This is a genomic window from Pseudomonas sp. HS6 (assembly GCF_023375815.1).
In the GTDB taxonomy this organism is placed as follows: Bacteria; Pseudomonadota; Gammaproteobacteria; order Pseudomonadales; family Pseudomonadaceae; genus Aquipseudomonas.
Window position 1 is genome coordinate 3369876 of the sequence record NZ_CP067412.1, and the last position, 21777, is coordinate 3391652.

General features: G+C 61.7%; 19 protein-coding genes. 6 read left to right on the forward strand and 13 right to left on the reverse strand.

The window, feature by feature from the left end; all coding sequences use genetic code 11:
- Positions 1-121: 121 nt before the first annotated feature.
- Complete coding sequence (locus tag JJN09_RS15285; RefSeq protein ID WP_249482490.1) at positions 122-592, reverse strand: prepilin peptidase; 471 nt, start codon at positions 590-592, stop codon at positions 122-124.
- Positions 593-667: 75 nt separating this feature from the next.
- On the opposite strand from JJN09_RS15285, the gene JJN09_RS15290 reads away from it, so the two are divergent.
- Complete coding sequence (locus JJN09_RS15290) at positions 668-1114, forward strand: TadE/TadG family type IV pilus assembly protein (protein ID WP_249482491.1); 447 nt, start codon at positions 668-670, stop codon at positions 1112-1114.
- Positions 1111-3858 carry a PAS domain-containing sensor histidine kinase gene (locus JJN09_RS15295; protein WP_249482492.1) on the forward strand — a complete coding sequence of 916 codons (2748 nt, stop codon included), beginning with the start codon at positions 1111-1113 and terminating at the stop codon, positions 3856-3858. The genes JJN09_RS15290 and JJN09_RS15295 overlap by 4 nt, the downstream gene beginning before the upstream one ends.
- Here the strand turns inward: JJN09_RS15295 and JJN09_RS15300 are convergent.
- The 5 genes from JJN09_RS15300 to JJN09_RS15320 all read right to left on the reverse strand — a co-directional run bounded on the left by JJN09_RS15300 (position 3855) and on the right by JJN09_RS15320 (position 8283).
- Positions 3855-5852, reverse strand: coding sequence for a pilus assembly protein TadG-related protein (locus JJN09_RS15300; RefSeq protein ID WP_249482493.1), 1998 nt, complete (start codon positions 5850-5852; stop codon positions 3855-3857). The two genes, JJN09_RS15295 and JJN09_RS15300, sit on opposite strands and share 4 nt — an antisense overlap.
- 146 nt (positions 5853-5998) lie before the next feature.
- Positions 5999-6556: a DUF4136 domain-containing protein gene (locus tag JJN09_RS15305; protein WP_249482494.1), complete on the reverse strand. Its 558-nt coding sequence runs from the start codon at positions 6554-6556 to the stop codon at positions 5999-6001.
- Positions 6557-6610: 54 nt separating this feature from the next.
- The gene (locus JJN09_RS15310; protein ID WP_249482495.1) at positions 6611-7219 is read right to left on the reverse strand and encodes a DUF4136 domain-containing protein; all 609 of its coding nucleotides are present in this window, start codon (positions 7217-7219) and stop codon (positions 6611-6613) included.
- A gap of 12 nt (positions 7220-7231) precedes the next feature.
- Positions 7232-7981 carry a methyltransferase gene (locus tag JJN09_RS15315; RefSeq protein ID WP_221534663.1) on the reverse strand — a complete coding sequence of 250 codons (750 nt, stop codon included), beginning with the start codon at positions 7979-7981 and terminating at the stop codon, positions 7232-7234.
- Positions 7981-8283: a MazG-like family protein gene (locus tag JJN09_RS15320; RefSeq protein WP_007951009.1), complete on the reverse strand. Its 303-nt coding sequence runs from the start codon at positions 8281-8283 to the stop codon at positions 7981-7983. The genes JJN09_RS15315 and JJN09_RS15320 overlap by 1 nt, the downstream gene beginning before the upstream one ends.
- Before the next feature lie 145 nt (positions 8284-8428).
- On the opposite strand from JJN09_RS15320, the gene JJN09_RS15325 reads away from it, so the two are divergent.
- Both JJN09_RS15325 and JJN09_RS15330 read left to right on the forward strand, forming a co-directional pair.
- Positions 8429-8722, forward strand: coding sequence for a hypothetical protein (locus tag JJN09_RS15325; protein WP_249482496.1), 294 nt, complete (start codon positions 8429-8431; stop codon positions 8720-8722).
- Between the two features lie 37 nt (positions 8723-8759).
- Positions 8760-10109, forward strand: coding sequence for an MATE family efflux transporter (locus tag JJN09_RS15330; protein ID WP_249482497.1), 1350 nt, complete (start codon positions 8760-8762; stop codon positions 10107-10109).
- Here JJN09_RS15330 and JJN09_RS15335 read toward each other — a convergent pair.
- From JJN09_RS15335 to JJN09_RS15365, 7 genes are all read right to left on the reverse strand, one after another.
- Positions 10103-10978 carry an alpha/beta hydrolase gene (locus tag JJN09_RS15335; RefSeq protein WP_249482498.1) on the reverse strand — a complete coding sequence of 292 codons (876 nt, stop codon included), beginning with the start codon at positions 10976-10978 and terminating at the stop codon, positions 10103-10105. The two genes, JJN09_RS15330 and JJN09_RS15335, sit on opposite strands and share 7 nt — an antisense overlap.
- Positions 10979-10995: 17 nt before the next feature.
- Positions 10996-11790 (reverse strand): DUF4123 domain-containing protein, encoded by a 795-nt coding sequence (locus tag JJN09_RS15340; RefSeq protein ID WP_249482499.1) that lies wholly within the window; start codon positions 11788-11790, stop codon positions 10996-10998.
- Positions 11787-13130 (reverse strand): type VI secretion system Vgr family protein, encoded by a 1344-nt coding sequence (locus JJN09_RS15345; protein ID WP_249482500.1) that lies wholly within the window; start codon positions 13128-13130, stop codon positions 11787-11789. Before JJN09_RS15345 ends, JJN09_RS15340 begins: the two co-directional genes overlap by 4 nt.
- A gap of 232 nt (positions 13131-13362) precedes the next feature.
- A complete protein-coding gene (gene speA / locus JJN09_RS15350) occupies positions 13363-15276 on the reverse strand; it encodes an arginine decarboxylase (RefSeq protein WP_249482501.1) in 1914 nt (637 codons plus the stop codon).
- A 218-nt stretch (positions 15277-15494) separates the two neighbouring features.
- Positions 15495-15866: a translation initiation factor Sui1 gene (locus tag JJN09_RS15355; protein ID WP_096819734.1), complete on the reverse strand. Its 372-nt coding sequence runs from the start codon at positions 15864-15866 to the stop codon at positions 15495-15497.
- A gap of 187 nt (positions 15867-16053) precedes the next feature.
- On the reverse strand, positions 16054-16611 hold the full coding sequence (locus tag JJN09_RS15360; RefSeq protein ID WP_249482502.1) for an NUDIX hydrolase: 558 nt from the start codon (positions 16609-16611) through the stop codon (positions 16054-16056).
- 3 nt (positions 16612-16614) lie between these two features.
- Positions 16615-17682: a DUF2333 family protein gene (locus tag JJN09_RS15365; protein ID WP_096819736.1), complete on the reverse strand. Its 1068-nt coding sequence runs from the start codon at positions 17680-17682 to the stop codon at positions 16615-16617.
- 417 nt (positions 17683-18099) lie between these two features.
- Between JJN09_RS15365 and gcbA the strand changes: the two genes are divergently transcribed.
- A complete protein-coding gene (gene gcbA, locus JJN09_RS15370) occupies positions 18100-19770 on the forward strand; it encodes a diguanylate cyclase GcbA (RefSeq protein WP_249482503.1) in 1671 nt (556 codons plus the stop codon).
- Between the two features lie 51 nt (positions 19771-19821).
- On the forward strand, positions 19822-21768 hold the full coding sequence (locus JJN09_RS15375) for a methyl-accepting chemotaxis protein (RefSeq protein ID WP_249482504.1): 1947 nt from the start codon (positions 19822-19824) through the stop codon (positions 21766-21768).
- Positions 21769-21777: the final 9 nt, after the last annotated feature.

Here is a 21777-nt window from a genome sequence, read left to right on the forward strand (position 1 = left end):
CACTCCATGCCCAGGCCAAAACTGACCATTCCTGTACTGTCAGCCATTGGCTGTATAACCAGTTCATTAGAAAGTAGACGCACTTTCCGACTATGTACATAAGACTAGTGGCGTTTGGCGACTAATGGATCCACGGTAGAGTCAGTAAAAACCCGACCAGCACGAACGGCGCAAATGGCAGCTTTTTTGACATCGATGGCGCCATATATCGAACACGATCTCTAAGCCCTTGACTCATATACTGCCAGACGCGCGGCGCCAGAAAAATCCAGATCACGCTCGCCGCACCGGCACCGATAAACACCCCGAGCAGCAATGTGCCGTCCGTCGCAAGGCCAAGAGCTGTCATTAATTTCACATCGCCGGCACCCATCCGCCCCATGAAATACCCCGGCAGCGTGAATGCCAGCGCCAACAGACTAGCCCACCCGCCCTGCCCGGCTTCCGCGCCCATCCACGTGGTGCCGAAATACAACAGATAAACCAGCGCCAAGGTAGCGACACCCAAAGTCAGGGCATTGGCGATCCGTCGATGCCGGGCATCCTGTGCCGCGCACACGGTCAACCAGATCAGAAGGGCAAGACTTTGCATCCGGTAAAAACCGTCCGTTTTTGCTGAATGATTCTATGCTGATACTACGCAGTGACTGTCAGGGTAGACGCACGGATGAAAACCGGCTCTCGGAAGGCGCAAAAAGGTGCGGTGGCGATCGAGTTCGCTCTGGTGTTCGTGATCTTTTTTGCAGTGTTTTACGGTCTGGTCAGCTATGCCCTGCCGTTCATGCTGATGCAGACTTTCAACCAGGCCACCGCCGAAGCGATACGCCGCGCCGTGGCGGTCGACCCCACGACTCCCAACTATTCAACCGTAGTGGTCAACACTGCCAATGCCGCACTGACCCAGCAATTGTCGTTGACGCTGTCGTCGCTGAATGTGGTGGTTGGCACTGATACGTCAGCGGTCTATGACCCGACAGCGGGCACGCTCACCGTCAGCGTCAATTACCCCGTCAGTAAGCTGAATCAGGTCATTCCGTTTCTAGTGTTGCCCGGCATCGGCACCGTACCCAGCCTGCCAACCAACCTGACCGCCAGCTCGAGCCTGAAATTTTGACGACCGGGGACAATCTGCTCGGCCGTCTGCTCAAGCGCGCCCCGCTCGCCGGCGACCAGCCGGACGCGCTCGGCTCACCCGCGACGGGCCTGCACGTCCACCTCGATAACGACGGCTGTGTGTTGCAAATGGCCGGCCCGCTGCGCCAACTGCTGAGGCAACAGACGCCCCGTGACAAACCGTTGCCACTGCCCGACTACCTGCTGCCCCACAGCACACTGGCCATCGAGGGCCGGCCGCAGGACTGGCAAGGGCAACTGCTGGATCTGGACTTTCCCGGCCTGAGCGACCAGACCCTGCACCTGCGAGGCTGGGTCCAGCCGCTGGGCAATGGCTGGCTGCTGCAACTGATCGACATCGCCGACCTGTTGTCCGAACGCCAGCAGGCCCATCAGCGCGAGTCGTGCCATATGCTCGCCGAACAGATCAGCAAGCAGTTGCGCAGTTGCAGCCTGGGACGATTGCCGATGCTTGTCAGCGAACAATTGCAGGTGATCGCCCAACGTTGGCAAATCCCGAGTCTGGCACTCGCCCTGCTCGACGAACAGGAACAGGGCTGGCAGATCCACCAGCAATTCCACGCCCATGACGCACCGGCGCTGTGGCATGACGGCCAGCGTCTGGGCACGCCGCTCGATAGCCTCAATGGCACCGGCCCGCAGCGCCTGGGTGCACATTACGGCCAGTATGAACACTCGCGGGTCCAGGGCCTGTTCGGCAACGCCGAAGGTTTCGCCGTGCCCTACAGCGATGATCGAGGCGTGATGGCGTGGTTGCTCTGCGGTTTTTACGCGGTGGACAAGACTGCGCCGTATCTGACCGATCGGGACTGGCTGATGCTGGCCGGGGCATTGGCGGGTCCGCTGCTCGGGCGCCTGCGTGAACAGCAGCATCAACTGCAACTGGAGCGATTGGAATCCTTGCAGACATTGCTCGGCACTGGCTGGTGGGAAATCGGCAGTGGCGAGCAGATTCACCTGGCCCCCACGCTGGCCGCCCTCCTGCATCAGGACAGACCGACACTGACGCTGGAAAACTGGCTGACGCTGATCCATCCCGCCGACCGCGAAGAAGTCCGCAGCCGCCTGCAAGCCCTGCAACTGCACGGGGAAGTCCTCGACCTGTGCGTGCGCCTGCATCATCCCGATGCCGGTCAGGTGCCGGCGTGGTATCGCCTGCAGGGGCAAGTCACCGGCACGGGAGATCACCGTCGGCTGGTGGGTTTCATGCTCGACATCAGCGACATCAAGAACCAGCAGCAACTGGCCGCTGCAGCCCATGCGCGGCTGGACAACCTGATCGCCAGTTCGCCGGCGGTGATTTACGTCCAGCAGTACATCGAAGGGGCATTGCTGCCGGCGTTTTTCAGCGCCAGCCTGCAACCGTTAATGGGCTGGAGCCTGGAAGACTGCGACGCCGGCGCCTTGGCCGAGCGGATTCATCCGGATGACCGGGCCCTGTATTTCGAACGAACCCGACAACTGCTGCGCGAAGGCTCGGTGCGCGCCCGTTATCGGTTGCGCGACCGTCACGGCGATTATCACTGGCTGCTCGACGAAGCCCGGTTGCTGCGTAACGACCTCGGCCTGCCGGTGGAAGCCGTCGGTTTGTGGCTGGACGTCACCGAGGCAACGCTGGCCGCCGAACAGGTCAGACAGAGTGAAGAACGCTACCGGATTCTGGTGGAAGACTCGCCGGCGATGATCTGCCGCTATCGCCCGGACCTGACCCTGACATTTGGCAACCGGCCGCTGGCGACTTATCTCGAATGCTCACCGGAAGATCTGGCGGGGGTCGATCTGGGCAGCTGGATGTCCGACGCTCAGCGCGCCGCCTTCGTTGAGCGCCTGGCGCAGTTGACCCCTCAATCCCCCGTCAGCACCGCCGAAATCAGCCTGCAATTGCCGGGGCGCGAGCATGCGTGGTGGGTGTGGTCGGATCGCGGCGTGTTCGATGAGCACGGAAAACTGATCGAAGTGCAGGCGGTAGGCCGCGACAACACCGAGGTGCGCCGCTCCCAGCAGCAACTCACGCAAAGCGCGAAAATGGCCACCCTCGGCGAAATGGCCACCGGCCTCGCCCACGAAATCAATCAGCCGCTGAACGTCATGCGCATGGCCATCGTCAACGTCCAGAAGCGCCTGAGCAACGGCGATGTACAGATCGATTATCTGACCGACAAACTCAATCGCATCGACGCACAGGTCCAGCGCGCTGCGAAAGTGGTGGATCACATGCGGGTGTTCGGTCGCCGTTCCGAGATCGAACAGCAACTGTTCAACCCGGCCAGCGCCATCGAAGGTACGCTGTCGCTGCTGGCCGAAGGTATGCGTGGCAAAGGCGTGGATTTGCGCATCAGTGAAACTGCATTTGTCGTTCAAGTGCGCGGTTATGTCGATCAACTTGAGCAGGTGCTGATCAATCTGATGGTCAACGCCCGGGATGCGTTGTTGGGCAAGCGCGAGTCCGACTCAGGGTTCAAACCGTGGATCTCGATCTACGCCGAACGTGACGATTCGAAGGTGCGACTGTGGGTCGAGGACAACGGCGGCGGCATCGACCCGCGTCTGCTGGAGCGGATTTTCGAGCCGTTCTTCACCACCAAACCGGTGGGTGTCGGCACTGGCCTGGGATTGTCGGTGAGTTACGGGATCATCGAGAACATGGGCGGTCATCTCAGTGTGCGCAACTCGGTGGACGGTGCACGGTTCTGCATCGAACTGCCGATCGCCCCTGATGACTAGATGACGAGATACGCCTTCCCGGTCTGGCCGCAGGTCATATTGGCGCCGACGTCCACGTCCATCAGATTGATTCCCAGACCCTTGAGCAAATTGTTGAGCAGCGGATCCAGCAACGGGCTTACCAGATTGGTGATCAGCGGTTGCAGGATCGTCGTGACATCGCTGATCAGGCTGGCGACGCCGGTGATGATCGAACCCAGTGGATTGCTGCCCTGGGGTTTGTAGACGATCAGATTGATCCCGGCCAGGGTGCTCGCCAGGCTGTTGACGATGTTGCTGCTGGGCGCTGCTGAAATCACGCTCGGCGGCAGCTTCAGGTTTGGCGGCGTGGCGAATGGTGTACTGCTGGAAAACACCAGATCCTGGGTGTTCTGCGCCACGCTGGTGTTGACCATGATCGCGATGCCGCCCGCGCCGTATTGCACGTGGGTGCTCGGATCACAGCTGCCGATTCCCAGGATCTTGTGGCAGGTCACGGTACCCAGATCCACCAACGGCAATGGTGTGACGGTGGGTTCGGCGAGTGACGAGAACGCGTTGGTCGGGTCGATCTTGCCCAATTTGAGGTCAGCAACCGAGGTGACAGTACGGGCCGTCAGGCTTTTTGTGCCGGTGTTGCCGGTCGGGCAGCTGTAGTCGGTGACATAACTGATGGCGCCGCCGGCATCCAGGCTGATGTCGATTTCCGGCGAGGGCAACAACTGCGGGTCCAGTTGTTCGCAACCGGCACCGAGCAGGCAACCGACCGAATTCAGTGTGGCAACCAGATTGAGACTCAGCAGCGCGTTGAGCGTCGGCGTCAGGGTGCCAACCAGCCCCAGCACCGCATTGGTCAGCCCGGTTACGCCGGACAATACCGGCAGGTTGATCGAGAGCAGCGTGCGAATCTGCGCGGTACGCACATAAATCCGGTTCGGCCCCAAAGGGTTGGCCTTCGCCAGCGCCGGATCACCAATCGCCGAGAACTGCGGCGGCTCGATGACTTTGACCCGCACCGTAACATTCGCCAGCCCCAGCACATTGATCGGCAGGGTGGCAGCCACCGCACTTTTGCTGTTGGCCAGCTGAATGACGCCCTGAACCAGTTGCAGCAACTGCAAATTGGCATCCAGCCCGGCGGCCGTGGTGCCGGTCTGCAGTTGCAGAATGTCGCCGAGTTTCACCGGCGCGGCATTGATCGCCGCCACTTGCAGCTGGCCCAGCGCAGTTATCACGTCAACGGTTGCGCCGTTGAGCTGGACCGCCGTAATAGCGGCCTGAATCAGTTGCGTCACCGTGGCCTGGGTATTGAGCAACTGGGTGTAATTGCCGGCGGCCACGTTGAGGTTGATCGCCAGTTGATTCAGGTAGCTGAGCAGGTTGATGTCGGTGTTGAGCAAACCGTTCCAGCCCACCGCCGTCAGGTTGACGTTGCCGCCGAGCAACCCGGAAAACAGCGGGTTGAGGATGTTCGACTGGGCGGTGTTGATGCTGGCCAGGTTGCTGCGGATATTCAGTTGGGCGACGGTCGGCTTTGGCTGGGCGGCCACCGCCGAAGCGTAGAGCACCGTGTTGAGACTGAGCGGGGTGCTACTGAACAGCGATTGCACGCCACCGGCGAAACTGGTCGTCACAGTACGGTTGGCCGCAACCTTGACCGTCGCCGATTGCGTGGCATCCACCGTAAACGTGCGCAGGCCGGTGGCGGCTGTCACCAGGGTTCCACAATCGACCACGATGACGTTGTTGGCATCGGCGGTAAACCCGTTGCGGGTCGCACTTTGCCCGGCGTAACTGGCGGCGGTGAGGCCCGGCAGGCAATTGCCGCCACGGCTGACGGCTTCGAGGGCGGCGGTGTCCACCAGCCGCTGCAGTTTGCGTTGTTCCATGTACAACCGGCCGGTGTCCACCACCAACAGCATCAGTACAAGCGCCAGGCTGAGAGTGGCGGCCGCCATCAAGCCGATCGCCCCTCGCTGCCGGACAGGCCCGCCGCACTGCGGATGACGCGACATGGCGCACTCCTTTGCCGGCGTACTGCCGGGCGCAACCTCCATTGGTGGATTTCAGTGTAGACGCGCTGCAACGACACTGCTGGCAACGCGCCAGCCGCTTCTCCATAAAAAACGGGAGCCATTGGCTCCCGTTTGTTTGCGCAGGCTCAGCGCGGAGGGTAATTCGACAGGATCCGGGTCACCGTCTCGCGGATGGCGTTGCTGCGATCCGCCGGGTTCGGCGTGCGGCTGAGCATCTGTTCATCGCTGCCGCGCCACACCAGTTTGCCGTCCTTGCCGTCAAGCAGGTCGACCTGAATGGTCGCGACCTTGTAGGTGATGTTGCGGGTTTCGTTGTACATCGGCGCGCCCCAGTAACCATTCCACGGGCCACCCCAACCGCCGCCGTAGTTGGTGGTCACCTGTTGCTGGCGATCCTCGACGATCAGGTAGGTCTGCACACTCAAGTCACCTTTAGTGCCCGCAGCGGCCGGGCGCAGGCCACGTTGATCCAGCTGATCGGCGACGGACTGGCGGATGCGCTGTTCGGTCAGGTCGCTCTTGATCCGTGGGTCGTCCGGACGGTATTGCAGGGCGGGTTCTTTCCAGCTCCAGCTGCGGTAGGCGGCAAAGTCGCGGCTGGCGTCGAAGTCATGATTGACCTGGTTGGCGGCGCAGGCACTGAGCAGCGCGGCCACGGCCAGTAAAGCGAGACGGCGGAACATGGTTTTTCTCCGGTGGAAGACATGAACCTGGGGGAGCTTCTGACTGGCAGGAAGCTAACTGGGAGGATACGCCGACATTGCCTTTTCGACAGCCTCCCGGATCGCATCTGCACGGTCACTCTGGTTGCCCTGAGTGCCGGTTTCGGCGCTGGCACTCCAGACCGGCTGACCGCTGCCGGCATCGAACAGATCGACCCGTACCACCACGACCTGTTCCTGATAAGTGCGTACGATCGGCACCGTGTTGTACATCCCGTAACCCCGGCCGTAACGGTCATAACCACTGTATCCGCCGTACCCGTAATCGTCCTGGACCTGGCGCAAGCGGGTTTCCAGACTCAGGTTGGCACTGACAAACAGGTCGGCCGGGCGATTGTCATGCAGCGGGCGCAAGCCACGCTGATCCAGCGCATTGCTGACGGCTTCGGCCACTTGCGCCGAATCCGCCCAGGCCGAGCCCGGCGGCAGTTGGCCGTTGAGCCACGCCCAACTGCGGTAGCGCCCATAATCCCGAGGCGGAGCCGGATAAGCGCTGCGGTCGAAGGTAGTCGCGGCTTGCGGCGGCGCTGGCGGCAATGGCCGCGACTGCGCCACATAAGGGTTGCTGCCCTGGCACGCGGCCAACCCCAGACAGATCAGCAGTAACCCAGAATGACCTTTCATTTCTCGCTCCGATCAGATCGGCCGGCAGATCCAGTGCAAGTAGCGCCCAAGCCCGGCGAAGCTTGGGTGACGACGGTGGGCGAGTTCCATCTCGAGCAAATCAATCAATTCGGCACGGGCCTGGAATTCCACCGGCATGTAATCGTGGAAAACCCGTACCCCGCTCTGAGTTTCGACCTGCCACAACCCGGCGAGTTGCGTCGCCAGTTCCCGTGGATCGAGCGGTTGCTGCGGGGTCAGGCTCTGCTTCTCGCCGGCCATGTCGTTCTTGCGCATTTTCTTGAAATGGCCTTTGAGCAGGTTCCGGTAAATCAGTGCATCGCGGTTATAGAACGCCAGCGACAGCCAGCCGCCGGGCTTGGTCAACTGATGCAGCACCGGCAGGATCGCATGGGGTTCGGCCAGCCATTCCAGCACCGCATGGCACAGCACCAGATCATAGGGTTCAGTGAGCTGGCCGAGCAGTTCCTGCCAGGGCGCCTGAATGAAGGTCGCGGTTTGCCCGGCTTCGGCAAAACGCTGGCGTGCGCCTTCGAGCATCGGCTCGGCCGGCTCGGTGAACGTCACCTCGTGCCCGCGTTCAGCCAGCCACAGCGACATATGGCCCAGGCCGCCGCCGATGTCCAGCACCCGCAAAGGGCGATCCGGCAGGGCTTCGGCGAGGTCAGCCTGCAACACTGCGAGGCGAATCGCGCCTTTGGCACCACCGTAGATTTTTTCGGCGAAACGGGTCGCCAACTGATCGAAATGACGGTCGCTCATCAGCTGAACCGCCGTTCGCTGTCGGCGAGCTTGCTGCGCACCACTTCATTCATGTCCAGCCCCAGCTCGCTGCACAGCAGCAACAGATACAGAACGATGTCGCCGACTTCCTGTCCGGCGTGGGCCAGTTTGTCCGCCGGCAATTGGCGGGACTGGTCCTCGGTCAGCCACTGGAAGATTTCCACCAGCTCGGACATTTCCACACTGGCGGCCATGGCCAGGTTTTTCGGGCTGTGAAATTGCCGCCAGTCATTGCGGTCGCGAATGGCGTGCAGGCGTTCGGTCAGTTCAACAAGGTTCATCGATTTCTCCTGAAGGCGTATAGCTTCGGGGGGATGCTGCGCGAAGGCAAGGGGCAGCCACCAACCGGCAAACCCTCTATGCTTGCAGGGAACTCGGCCGCCCCCGGCGCGGCCCAAGGCTCAGCTCTTTCATCAGGATGCAAACATGCAGGTAGAAAGCTTTTTCGAATGGCTGGGCCAGGCGCTCGGCGCGATCATCCGCTTCATCGTCGACGGCCTGAGCGGCCTGTTCAACATCTTGGGCAATGCCGGCGGCAACTTCGTCGACGGGCTGGCGAAGGCCCTGGGCATGGACACTTCGATCATCAGCATCATCGCGCTGATCGTCGGCCTGATGCTGCTGTGGTCGGCGATCCGCGCATTCATGAACGCGTCGATAATCGCCGGCATCATCTGGCTGCTGCTGGGATTGTGGCTGCTGAGCTGGATCATTCACTGACCCCACCCGCTACAATGCCGCTCCCCAAGGAGCCCGCATGTCCAACCTGACCGCCGACTGGCGCGACCGCCCGACCCATCGCCGGGTCTGGGCCCTCGCCGCCCCCATGATCCTTTCTAACATTTCCGTGCCGCTGGTGGCGCTGGTCGACAGCACCGTCATCGGTCACCTGCCCCACGCCCATCAGCTGGGTGCGGTGGCGGTCGGAGCCAGTCTGTATACCTTTCTGGCCTGGGCCATGGGTTTCCTGCGCATGGGCACCACCGGGTTCGCCGCGCAGGCCGCCGGGCGCAGCGATGGTGCGGCGCTGCGGCAGATCCTGCTGCAAGGTCTGTTGCTGGCGATGGGACTGGCGTTACTGCTGGGTGCCGTGGGCGTGCCGCTGAGCGGTGTCGCCCTGCACTTCATGCAACCGTCGCCGGAGCTCAATCAACTGACCCGCGACTTCTTCCACACCCGCCTGTTCGGGCTGCCGGCGGCGCTGGCCAGTTATGCGCTGGTCGGCTGGTTTCTCGGCACCCAGAACGCCCGTGCGCCGCTGGCAATTCTGCTGACAACCAACCTGATCAACATCGTGCTGAACCTGTGGTTTGTCATCGGCCTGGACTGGGGCGTGGTCGGTTCGGCCCGAGCCTCGGTGATCGCCGAATGGAGCGGCGCCCTGCTCGGTCTGGCACTCACCCGCAAGGCTTTGCGCGCCTATCCCGGGCACATCGTCTGGGCGGCACTGAGGTTGTGGCAGAGTTGGCGACCGCTGCTGGGGGTCAACCGCGACATCTTCATCCGTAGCCTGGCGCTGCAATCGGTGTTTTTCCTGATCACCGTACAAGGCGCGCGCCTGGGCGACGCTACGGTCGCGGCCAACGCGCTGCTGCTCAACGGCCTGCTGCTGACCGCCCATGCGCTGGACGGCCTGGCCCACGCGGTAGAGGCCTTGTGCGGGCATGCCATCGGCGCCCGAGACCGTCTTGCGTTGCGTCGTTCGCTGGTGGTGGCTGGCGGTTGGTCGTTGCTCGCCAGCCTCGGGTTCGCCGCGCTGTTTCTGTTTGCCGGGCACTTGTTCATCGAGATGCAGACCGACATTCAGAGCGTGCGCGAGACCGCGTTCATCTACCTGCCCTACCTCGCCGTTCTGCCGTTGATTGCAGTCTGGAGCTACTTGCTCGACGGTCTGTTCATCGGCGCCACCCGCGCCCGGGAAATGCGCAATGGCATGCTGCTGACGGTCATTCTGCTGCTGCCTTTTGCCTGGGCGTTGAGCGGGTTGGGCAATCACGGACTGTGGATTTCATTCCTGCTGTTCATGGTGCTGCGCAGCCTGACCCTCGGCACACTGGCGTGGCGACTGCGGCGTAATGACGGCTGGTTTGCCGGCGCGGCTCACTGAGGCGGCGTGTGCCGGATGAAGCCGACAATCTGATCCAATACCGGCGCCAACCACCGCAATGGCCGCGACAGGGTTGCCACCAGCGTCGCGTGGTTTGGCCGGGCATAGTACAAATCCTGCACCGGCACGCCGGCCTCGCGCAGTGATCGCGCCAACCCGCCGGTATTGCGGGTCGGATCGACCAGACTGTCCCGGCTCGCGGCGATCAGCAGTGCTGGTGGTGCTCCGGGGCTGACATGCCGGATCGGCTGCGATTGCGGCGGTGAGTCCGGCCAGAAAAACACCGGACGCACCTCGGGATTCTTGATCGGCAGAAAATCGTAAGGCCCGGCCAGACCGATCCAGCCGCTCAGGTCTGCCGGCGACATCCCGACCGCGCCCAGCAGGCGCGGATCCAGCGCCAGCATCGACGCGTTATAGGCCCCGGAGCTGTGCCCCATCAGGTACAGCCGCCGGGGGTCGCCGGAGAATCCATGGATATGGGCCTTGGTCCACGCGACGGCGCGAGCCCCGTCCTCGAGAAACAGCGGATAACGTACCTGCGGATACAAGCGATAATCCGCCAGCACCGCCACAATGCCCCGTGAGGCCAGCGCCTCGCCGACAAACCGGTAATCGCCACGATCACCACTGTTCCAGCTGCCGCCATAGAAAAACACCACCACCGGGGCGTCTTCGAACAGATCGCGCGGCACGTAGACATCGAGCTTCTGACGCGGGTCCTCGCCGTAGGCAATGTCCGCGGTTTTGACGTAACTGTCCGCGGGCGTCAGGCCGTTGAGCATTTTCAACGGCGAACAACCACCGAGTATCAACAGCAAAAAACCAGCGAAAATCGCGCCGAACCAATGCCGTAAAGAGTGGACCATGCGCGCGAAACCTCGTGTCAGGATGGGTCGTTCTGCCAGCGTCGACGCAGATGATCGAGCCGCTCTTGCTGGGTCAATCCTTGTGGCGGTTGCACCAGCTCTGCGCGCGGATGCTGCAAGCGTAGCCACAACCAGTCATCCAGCACGGCGCGCTCGCTGAAACCCAATGTCAGACCCTGTTCAACGTGGGAGGACAACGTGCGGTAATCGGTTCCCGTCGATTGGCTCCAGCGCCAGATATGTTGTTCCAGCAGGCAACGGTGCAAGCGTTCACGCTGCTGACGGGTCAGTGCCTGTTCGATCTTCAGTGGCTCGACGGCCAGTCCCGGATTTCGCAGCTGTTGCCAGCCCAGGCTGCCGCTTGCCCGGTCGCCCCAGGTACCGCCGAACCAGCGCAGCCAACTGATCGGCCCGAGCCAGCGGCTCAACTGGCGGGCATCGCAGGCGTCGAAAAAGTAGCTGGCGGTCTGCCGGTCGTAGTAGTTGAGCAGCGCACGATGATTCAGGCCGACAGAAACCGTCAGCATCCGTTGCAAATGCTCACGCAACGATTCGGTCGAGGCCTCGCTGCCCAGCAGCAACCCGCACCAGGTCTGCGGGTCGGAGTGACACAACGCCGACAGCGCCGGGCAATCACGCAGATCGACCAACAACGGCCCCTGCTCGCACACGGGCTGGAACTCCGTGCCATCAAACAACTTCAAGTGCGGTACGCCAGCGAACCCTTGGCGTAATGCACTCAACGCCTGCGGTGAATGCGCGACATCCAGCAAAAGCCATTGCGCACGTTGCCCCGGCGCCTTGCCGCTCATCGTCCATCGCCCGGGCTGAGCCCCGCAACCAGTCGACAACTGCACACCGACTCCCGACAGTATCGATAACTGCCGCCTCCCGGCATCAGACACAACAGCAACAAGGGCTCGCCCGTCGTCAGCCATGGCGCCAGGCCTTCACTCGCCAGGGTGTCGGGGAGCGGTGGCGGTTCGTCATCCTCATGGCAATCAGTGGTTGCCGCCGGCTGCAGAACACCACTGATCACCGGTTGTTCCGGATCGCCTTCGAGAAAGCTCACCACCACTTCGACGCCTTCACGCAATGACGTCAGCGCCGTATCCGCCAATGCGGGAGCCAATGGCAGCCAGCAGTGACTGGGTTTTGCCCCCTCGCCCTGATAGAGCCAGTCGAACTGCACCGCCACCGGCCGCGAGCAATCCGGTTGCGGCTCGTCGACCGCCACCACCCAGGCCCGCTGCAGACTGCCCATGCGCAATGCGGAACGTTCGACGACCGGTTCACACACCTGCAAGTGCTCGGCGGCACAGAGGCGGTTGCTGTAGGAGGGTTCGAGCATCTGATCCGCGCGGTGCTCGATACGGGTCAACAGCCAGTGGGTGTTGCACTCCGCAAACGGCCGTGGTGACAAACTCAGCCAACGACCACAACGCAGGGTTGGCACATCGGAATGTCCCTGTGCCGTTCGGGCTCGCAGGGCATAATCGGCGGACCCACGGGCCTGTTCCCGCATCAGCCAGCGACGCACCGCCGGCGCGCGCCCCTCAGCTGCGAAACTCACGCTCCCCGTTTGCGGCAGCAACGCCGGATCATCACCGAATACCAGGCAATGGTTCTCGCGCCCATGCTCGAAGTGATAGTGGATCCGCGACTGCGTGCACAAGCGCTGCACCAGTTGCAGATCCGATTCGCCGTATTGGGTGCAGAACGTGCGGGACAGGTGGTCGGCCTGCAATTCGAACCGACGCTGATGGCCGCTGATGCCGTGCTCCCTGAGCACCTGATCGAGGATCTGCGGCACCGAGCGGCCACTGAAGATCCGCTGGCTATGGCGCAGGCCCAGACAACTCAGCTTCGGGCCCAGTCGTGCCCGGCATAACCTGGCGCCGCGGCCATGTTCGTGCTGGACCAGGCCCTGTAGCAGTCCGTGCACGCCGTTGCCCGAAGGCCCGAAGCACAGGCGTGCCGAGCGGTACAGCAAGCCGGCAAGGTCGAGATGAGGATCGTCGATCAACAGATCGATTTCGAACGAAAAAGGCTCGCTGATCGCCTCGCAACCGGTAAAGGCCAGGACTTCGAGCGGGGCGGACAGACCCGCGACATCGAGACGAAACGACGACTCGTCGGCTGGATCGAACATGGGCGATTCTCTACAGGAGGGGCGGCCGGGGATTCTCGCCGAGAGCCATGGCCGAGTAGAGAGCCGAAGTACAAATTAGGAAATGGCCTACGCGAAAAGCAGACAACATCACTTTTCTTGTGAGGATGAAGGCCAATTCGCTAGCAGAAAAAGAGAAGTCTCATCAGGTCATCCGAAACTTCCGCTGCGTGCGGAAAAATTTCAGACAACCTGATGGATTCGGAACCTGACGTCAGGAAGACAGGTAGGAGGAGCGGGTCAGACCCAGGCGCAGCGCATCGAGGAACTGGGTGCGTTCGGTAGCACTGATACGGGCACTGGCGCACTTGTCGCGGTAGTGGGTCATCAGCTCTTCCGGCGACAAGTGCACATAGCGCAGCATGTCTTCGATGGTATCGTGGGTTTCGATCCCGGCGTGGTACACGCTGCCGTCGGCGTTCTGGTAGATGTTCACCGAATCGGTGTCACCGAACAGGTTGTGCATGTCGCCGAGAATTTCCTGATAGGCGCCCACCAGGAAGATACCCAGCAGGTAATCCTCACCTTCATTCAACCCGTGTACTGGCAGACTGGTCTCGATGCTCTGCTCGTCGACGTATTGCTTGATCTTGCCGTCGGAGTCGCAGGTCAGGTCTTGCAGGACAGCACGACGCAGCGGCTCTTCGTCGAGACGGTGCAGCGGCAGAATCGGCAACACCTGGCCGATGGCCCAGGTGTCCGGCAAGCTCTGGAACACCGAGAAGTTGCAGATGTACTTGTCGGCCAGCTTGTCGTTGAGTTCGTCCAGCACCTGACGGTGCGAACGCTGACGCGCCTTCAGCGAGTTGTGCAGGCGACGGCACACGGCGAAGTAGCACTGCTCGGCCAGGGCTTTTTCGGCCAGGGTCAGTTTGCCATCGGCGTACTGGGTGGCCACGTCGCTCATGTAGTGAGTGGCGCGCCAATAGGTTTCGGTGACCATTTCGATGTCGGTCGGGCCGAGCAGATCAACCAGCCACTGCACGGTTTCCGGCAGCGACTCCTTGTTCTCGATCTGCGGCACGTCGTCGTTATGCTTCTCGACGTCGGTCACCTGCACTACCAGCATGGCGTGGTGAGCGGTCAGCGAACGGCCACTTTCGGAGAAAATGTTCGGGTGCGGCAGGCTCTGCGCGTCGCAGAACTCCTTGAGCATGCCGACCACGACACCGGCGTAGTCATCCATGTCGTAGTTGATCGAACTGGCATTGCGCGAGTGGGTACCGTCGTAGTCGACGCCCAGACCGCCACCGACGTCGATGTGATCGACTGGCAAACCAAGGTTGCGCAGCTCACCGTAGTAACGGATCGCTTCCTTGAAGCCGTGCTGGTAGTCCGCGAGGTTGGCGATCTGCGAACCCATGTGGAAGTGCAGCAGGCGGATGCCCTGATCCAGACCGGCGGCGCGGAAGCGCTCGACCACCGACAGCAGTTGCGCCGCCGACAGACCGAATTTGGATTTCTCGCCACCGGTGTCCGCCCACTTCGACGACGCCAGCGACGACAGGCGCACGCGCAGGCCGACCTGTGGCTTGACCTTCAGCGAGGCGGCTTCTTCGATCACCAGACCGACTTCGGACTCTTTCTCGATCACGATGAACACGTTGTGGCCAAGCTTCTGGCCCATCAGCGCCAGACGGATGAACTCGCGGTCCTTGTAACCGTTGCAAACGATGGTGCCTCCCTTCGGCGCCAGTGCCAGCACGGCCAGCAGCTCAGGCTTGGAGCCGGCTTCCAGACCGATGGAAACGTTCTGGGTCGCGATGATGTTTTCAATCACCGCCTCCTGCTGGTTGACCTTGATCGGGTACAGCGCGGTGTACTTGCTCTGGTATTCCAGACGCTCGATGTTCGAGTCGAAAGCACCGGTCAGCTGACGCACGCGGTCTTGCAGGATATCGGGAAAACGCACCAGCAGCGGCAACGAAAGGCCGCTCTTGCGCAACTGGTCGACTTGTTCGAACAGGTCGATCGGTGAACTGCTCGGGCCGTTCGGACGAACTTCGACGCGACCGGCGTCATTGATCGCGAAATACCCGGCCCCCCAATGGCGAATCCCGTAAACACTGCGGCTGTCCGCAACTGTCCATTGGCTGCCATCGTCTTTGCGTGTGCGTCGTACGGACATCGAAGTCCCCTATAAAGAAGTCATAGTGCGTCGCCTGATGCAGGCCGGCGCAGTCTAAAGAATGAAAATGACGGTTCGTCAGCGGGGCGGTAGACCGCGCTGACAGCGTTGAGTTTAGAAACCGGTCATGAACAGGCTCTGTGAAAACCATGGTGACGACGCCGAAACTGATGACAATCAGTGCCGGATCAAGCCGCTGGTGGTTTTCACAGAGGCTGCTAGCCGCCGGACTTCTTCGCCTTGAAACCGTGCTTGATCAACTCGGCCAAGAGTAGCTCGACATGATCGCCCTGGATTTCGATGATCCCGTCTTTCAACGCACCGCCGGTGCCGCAACGCTTCTTCAACGTTGTCGCCAGCTCTTTGAGTGCGTCTTCGGCCAGGGGCACGCCGGTGATGGTGGTCACCGTCTTGCCGCCACGACCCTTGCTCTCGCGGCGAACGCGGGCAATGCCGTCGCCGGCCGGGATCACGGTTTGTCTGCAGATACAGGCGTCCACCGGCTTACTGCATTCCGGGCAATGACGACCTGCGTCGGTGGAAAATACCAGACCGCCCAGGGCGGCGAAGGATGCGGCTTTTTTGGCCACCGGCAATCCTCTTGGGAGGACAAAGACTGATCGCAGCCTTGGGCAAGGCTATCGACCGCGAAGCCCCACTCAGGCAGGGGCAGCGCTACTGTGTCGGTTGCTCCTGCAAAGCAGGCCGGCACAGCTTGAAAAGGTCGCGCAGTGTAACGGCAAAAACGCCGATTGCTAAGTGCCAATCGGCGCCATTTTATGAGTTCTTTGCGACGTCGCTTTGCTGAGCCTTCAGATAGCGCTTCAAGGCTGCCAGAGAGTCCGGGCAATAAGGCTTCTGCTCGATTTCCAGCATGACCTGATCGACCGGAATGAAGCGTGCTTCGAGCACTTCTTCCGGCTGCAGGATCAGCGGCCCGTCCCATACCGCTGAAAACGCCGAGCACCACAGACGATTGCCGGTGTCCTCGAAGTAGAAATGGTCATGAGCCGTCAGCTCGACGCCGCTCACCCCCAGCTCTTCTTCCAGCTCACGGGCCGCCGACTCTGCGTAGGTCTCGTTCGCCTGCACCATCCCCCCCGCCGCCACATCCCAATAACCGGGATAAATGGCTTTACTCAAGGTCCGTCGGTGGACACAAAGTTCGCCGACGGAGTTGAACAGCATGATGTAGGTGCCACGCCCGATCAGCCCGCGCTCACGCAGGTCGGAACGCACCAGGGCGCCGAGCAGGTTGTCCTGCTCATCGACCCAGGCGATCTGTTCGGCATCCGAGGCCGCCCGATGGGCAGCCTCTCTGGCGTTGTCGCTCATGACTCAGCCCTGATTGAGCAGTTGACGAAGGTCGATCACGGCGGCGTTGGCCCGGGAAATGTAGTTGGCCATCACCAGCGAGTGGTTGGCCAGTACCCCGAAGCCGCTGCCGTTGAGGATCATCGGGCTCCACACCGGCTCCTGCGAAGCCTCCAGTTCACGAATGATCTGGCGCACGCTGACCGTGGCGTTCTTCTTCGCCAGCACGTCGGCGAAATCGACTTCGATGGCACGCAGCATGTGCGACAGCGCCCAGGCCTGACCGCGGGCTTCATAGAACACGTTGTCGATCTGCATCCACGGGGTCTCGACAATTTCCTCGTCAACCTGTGGCACTTCACCCACCGCCGGCACTTCGGTTTTCAGCGCGGTGTTGAGCTTGACCCGGCCAACACTGGCCGACAGGCGTTGCGACAGCGAACCGAGACGGGTGCCGACATCACCCAGCCAGTTGTTCAGGTTGTCGGCGCGAGCGTAGAACAGCGCGTTCTTTTGCGTCGGGTCAGACAGGCGGGCCTGATAACGGCTCAGGGAGTTGATGCCTTCCTGGTACTCCGACTCGCTGGACGGCAGAATCCAGCTCTTGTTGTCGAAGTTGAAGCGCGGTTCGGCCTTGGCCAGATCGGCGTCTTCAGCCGATTGCGACTGCGAGCGGGCGAAGTCCTTGCGCAAGGCACGGGTCAGGTCACGCACCTGCACCAGCACGCCATATTCCCAGCTCGGCATGTTGTCCATCCACAGGCCCGGCGGGAAGCGGTCGTTGGAAATGTAGCCGCCCGGCTTGTTCAGCAGGGTGCCGGCGACGGTCTTGAGGGTTTCGACCGTGGTGTAGCCAACCACCATCTGCTTGCCTTCTTTCTCGGCGGCCAGCTGTGCGTTCTGCGCCACCGGGAACAGGGCCGGCTCTTCGCTCCAGTACCAGCCCAGGCCGATGGTCACCAACAGGTAAATACCGACCAGCGTGGCCAGCGCGCGGCTGAACAACAGGCCGCCAACATAGCTGCGCGCGGCCGACTTCGGCTCGGCGGCACGTTCGGGCGCGCTGCCCGCGCGATTCTTCCAGTCCAGCATGGCGATATCCTTTCAATCTTGGGTTCAACGGTTCGACAGCAACCATACAACAACGTGCCTCTGACTCGCACCCGTCAATAATGACAGGGGGTGACTCTTTGGGCCTGCCGTCGTGCGCTAAGGGATTCCCTGATACCCGTGGCCCTGAGAAAACCTTGTCGATGCCGATGGAAAAATTCGTGAACCCTCCCGTTTTCGCATCAGGCCTGCGATAGAAATTGTTTCTTGATAAGCCTTAGAGTACCCGGATCCAAGGGACCTCCCCCGACAAACAGGTTCGAATTGAAACCAGCTGGTCAGAAACTGAATGGTGACGCACCGCAGATTATTGACGTACGACACTCATGTAACCGGAAAGAGGTGCTAGCATAGAGCCACCAGTCGATCTCAGCATGCACCCTAACTAGTAGTCAGGATATGACCGAGCCAGAAGACCCCAGCCGTGAGCGCCTCAAGCACCACTTTGCCCAGCGGGTAATTCATCAGGCACGTCAGATTCTTGAGATATGGCAGCGCCTGCAACGCAGTGAGTGGTCCACTGCCGACCTCGCCGAACTGAGCGAAGCCAATCTGCGCCTGCTGCGTTTTGCCGAGCGTTTCGAACAGCCCGAGCACACCCAACTGGCCCATCACATCAGCCAGTCGCTGGAAGCGGTGGATGCCAATCGCGGGCGCCTGAGCAGTGGCCTGATCACTGACCTCAACCGTTTGATGCAGCGTCTTTCGCGCACCGGCCTGCGCCATGGCGATCAGCTCGACCAGACCTTTTTGCCGCCCCTGCGCAAACCGATCTACGTGATGCTTCAGGATCACGACCGCGCCGAGCGGCTGGCCAAGCAACTGGAGTTTTTTGGTCTGAGCGCCCAGGCGCTGGACAGCGTGTCGGCGTTTCGCTCCTCGATGGTCGAGCGCCTGCCAGCCGCCATCGTCATGGACGTGGACTTCAGCGGCGCCGGCGTCGGCCTGAAACTCGCCGCCGAGGCCCAGCAAGGTCTGGAAGAGCCTTTGCCGCTGCTGTTCTTCAGCCTGCATGAAACCGACACCCCGACCCGCCTCGCCGCCGTGCGCGCCGGCGGTCAGGAGTTTCTCACCGGCACCCTCGAAGCCTCGAGCCTGCTGGAAAAAATCGAAGTCCTGACCTGTGTCGCACAGTACGAGCCTTATAAAGTGCTGATCATCGACGACTCCCGCGCTCAGGCGATGCACACCGAACGCTTGCTCAACAGCGCCGGGATTGTCACTCGCACACTGATCGAGCCGATTCAGGCCATGGCCGAGCTGGCGGACTTCCAGCCGGACCTGATCATCCTCGACATGTACATGCCGGCCTGCACCGGCACCGAACTGGCCAAGGTCATCCGTCACAACGACCGCTACGTCAGCGTGCCGATCATTTATCTATCGGCCGAAGACGACCTGGACAAACAACTCGACGCCATGAGCGAGGGCGGCGACGACTTCCTGACCAAACCGATCAAGCCGCGCCACCTGATCACCACGGTGCGCAACCGCGCAGCGCGTGCACGCAATCTCAAGGCACGAATGGTCCGCGACAGTCTCACCGGCCTTTACAACCACACGCACATTCTCCAGTTGCTGGAAGACTGCTCGTTCCGTGCCCGCCGCGAAAACAAGCCGCTGAGTTTTGCGATGCTCGACATCGACCACTTCAAACGGGTCAACGACAGCCACGGCCATCCCATGGGCGACCGTGTGATCAAGAGCTTGGCGCTGTTCCTCAAGCAACGCCTACGCAAGACCGACTTCATCGGCCGTTACGGCGGTGAAGAATTCGCCATCGTCATGCCCGACACCGATATAGAAGCCGCGCACAAAGTGCTCGACGAAATCCGCCAGCGCTTCGCCGAAATCCATTACCCGGCCCAGCCTCACGACCTGTGGTGCACGTTCAGCGCCGGGGTGGTGGAGATGCACGACGATTCCGACAGCCTGATGATGGCGAGCCAGGCCGACGAGGCGCTGTACCGCGCCAAGGGTGAAGGTCGCAATCGGGTGCAGACCGCGCGGGACTCAAAGCAAAGTGCCACTTTTTCACCGGAATCCACCGATTCGGTCATAACCCTGTAACAGAACCGCAATAAATTCAGGCGCTTACCATTTCTGCCGTTGGTAGCCGTCATGCGCCTGAAGTTGCTCACCAATCTCAACACACTGTTGTTGGTCGCCGTCTGCGTGGCCCTCGGCGCCACGCTGTGGTGGTCGCAAAAAGCCCTCGAGCGCCCCTATCTGTTGATGGAGCGCTACCTCGGGCTGTCCCAGCAATTTCAGAATGAAGTCGCGCGTAACGTCGAGGACTACCTCGGCAGCGGCGACGCCCTGCGCCTGAGCAGCGCCAGCCAGGCCATCGACAGCTTGCAGAAAGAGCTCGGTGACTTGCCGCCGGCACTGGCCGACACCCTGCGTCCAAGCCTGTCGAGCCTCGAAGAATTCAGCAAGACCGACCTGCTCGCCGCCGGCAAACTGGCCGGCGATCCGCAAGCCTTGCTGTTGCAGGCGGAGCGCGAACTGGGTGCGAGCCTCGATCAGCTCAGCACCTACGCCGGCGGCAACTCGACTTACCTGACGCCACTGCTCGCGGCGTCTCAACATCTGGGCAAGTTATCGCTGGCCCGGGACAAACTGGCCAGCAGCGGGCGCAGTGAACTGGCTGCCGACGTCGAGCGCGAAGTCACCAACATCCGCACCCAGGCTCAGGCAATCGATGCCCTGCCCCTGCTTGGTGTGGTCACCCGCAGCGAATCCGGCAGCGACGATTTTGCCTCGATGATGGGCATTGAAAGCACTGAAAAAGCCGTCGCCGAAGACGCCGGCGTCGGCCTCAAACGCGAACTCAACAGTTTGCTCGGCCGTTACCCGGCAGAACTGGCCCGCACCCGCGACCAGATCCAGAAACGCACCGAGCTCAGCACCGCCACCCACGAGAAAATCGCTGCGGTGCAACAAGCCATCGCCGGCCTGGAGCCGGTGGTACGCGCCCAACACGGGCAGATCCAGAGCGAAGTGCGCCTGATGCAAGGCGTGATGATCGGCCTGATCCTGTTGATCGCCCTGCTGATCGACACCTTGCAGCGACGCTTGGCCCGCACCCTGACCAACCTCGCCCCTGCGCTTTCGACCTGGGCCGAAGGCGATTTCAGCCGCGACATTCATCTGGGTAAAACCAACCGCGAACTGCACGACATCGAAGCCTCGCTCAATCGCCTGCGTGCCTATCTGGTGGATCTGGTCGGGACGATTCGCGGCAATGCCGAACAAGTGGCGGGCAGCAGCCGCACCCTCGCCGAGCTGAGCAATGACCTGCACAGCGGCGCCGAACATCAGGCCGGCGATACCGCGCTGATCCGCGACTCCCTCAGCGAACTGGAAGCGACCATCCAACAAGTGGCCGGCGATGCGCGCCAGGCCGCAGACGCCAGCCGTCATGCGGGACAGGCCGTCGAGCACGGGCAAAAAGTCATCGGCCTGAGCCTCACCGGCCTGCATGCGCTGGTAGAGGAAGTACAAGGCAATGCGCAGATGATCGAGCATCTGGCGGAAGAGTCGGCCACCATCGGTGGCGTGTTGACGGTGATCCGTTCGATTGCCGACCAGACCAACCTGCTGGCCCTGAACGCAGCCATCGAAGCTGCCCGCGCTGGGGAAATGGGTCGTGGTTTTGCCGTGGTGGCGGAGGAAGTCCGCTCACTGGCGCAACGCACCGCTGGCGCCACCGCAGAAATTCAAACCTTGATCGCCGGCCTGCAAACCGCCGCCCGACAGTCGGTCGAAGGTATGCGCGCTCAGGTTGAGCACGCCGAAGCCACAGCCAATCAGGCGCAATCGGCGGACGGGGCGCTAGACAAGATTGTCGGCGCAATCCAGACCATTTCCGACACGGCAGTGCGCATCGCCGATGTCACAGCGCAGCAAAGTGGCGCGGTCAGCGAAATCCGCGATCACAGCGAACGGATTCACCAATTGGGCGGCGATAACTTGCTGCGCATCGGCGAAGGACGTGAACAGGGTGAGAATCTGCTGGTATTGGGTGGGCAACTGCACACAGCGGTTCAGGCGTTCCGCGTCTGATCGCGATTG

Bases quoted from the DNA above. Each gene is read 5' to 3' on its own strand.
- JJN09_RS15345 (WP_249482500.1), bottom strand. From the start codon at position 13,130: ATGTTCGATCCAGCCGACGAGTCGTCGTTTCGTCTCGATGTCGCGGGT.
- JJN09_RS15290 (WP_249482491.1), top strand. From the start codon at position 668: ATGAAAACCGGCTCTCGGAAGGCGCAAAAAGGTGCGGTGGCGATCGAG.
- JJN09_RS15335 (WP_249482498.1), bottom strand. From the start codon at position 10,978: ATGGTCCACTCTTTACGGCATTGGTTCGGCGCGATTTTCGCTGGTTTT.
- JJN09_RS15365 (WP_096819736.1), bottom strand. From the start codon at position 17,682: ATGCTGGACTGGAAGAATCGCGCGGGCAGCGCGCCCGAACGTGCCGCC.
- gcbA (WP_249482503.1), top strand. From the start codon at position 18,100: ATGACCGAGCCAGAAGACCCCAGCCGTGAGCGCCTCAAGCACCACTTT.
- JJN09_RS15360 (WP_249482502.1), bottom strand. From the start codon at position 16,611: ATGAGCGACAACGCCAGAGAGGCTGCCCATCGGGCGGCCTCGGATGCC.
- JJN09_RS15320 (WP_007951009.1), bottom strand. From the start codon at position 8,283: ATGAACCTTGTTGAACTGACCGAACGCCTGCACGCCATTCGCGACCGC.
- JJN09_RS15305 (WP_249482494.1), bottom strand. From the start codon at position 6,556: ATGTTCCGCCGTCTCGCTTTACTGGCCGTGGCCGCGCTGCTCAGTGCC.
- JJN09_RS15375 (WP_249482504.1), top strand. From the start codon at position 19,822: ATGCGCCTGAAGTTGCTCACCAATCTCAACACACTGTTGTTGGTCGCC.
- JJN09_RS15285 (WP_249482490.1), bottom strand. From the start codon at position 592: ATGCAAAGTCTTGCCCTTCTGATCTGGTTGACCGTGTGCGCGGCACAG.
- JJN09_RS15315 (WP_221534663.1), bottom strand. From the start codon at position 7,981: ATGAGCGACCGTCATTTCGATCAGTTGGCGACCCGTTTCGCCGAAAAA.
- JJN09_RS15340 (WP_249482499.1), bottom strand. From the start codon at position 11,790: ATGAGCGGCAAGGCGCCGGGGCAACGTGCGCAATGGCTTTTGCTGGAT.
- speA (WP_249482501.1), bottom strand. From the start codon at position 15,276: ATGTCCGTACGACGCACACGCAAAGACGATGGCAGCCAATGGACAGTT.
- JJN09_RS15330 (WP_249482497.1), top strand. From the start codon at position 8,760: ATGTCCAACCTGACCGCCGACTGGCGCGACCGCCCGACCCATCGCCGG.
- JJN09_RS15310 (WP_249482495.1), bottom strand. From the start codon at position 7,219: ATGAAAGGTCATTCTGGGTTACTGCTGATCTGTCTGGGGTTGGCCGCG.
- JJN09_RS15300 (WP_249482493.1), bottom strand. From the start codon at position 5,852: ATGTCGCGTCATCCGCAGTGCGGCGGGCCTGTCCGGCAGCGAGGGGCG.
- JJN09_RS15325 (WP_249482496.1), top strand. From the start codon at position 8,429: ATGCAGGTAGAAAGCTTTTTCGAATGGCTGGGCCAGGCGCTCGGCGCG.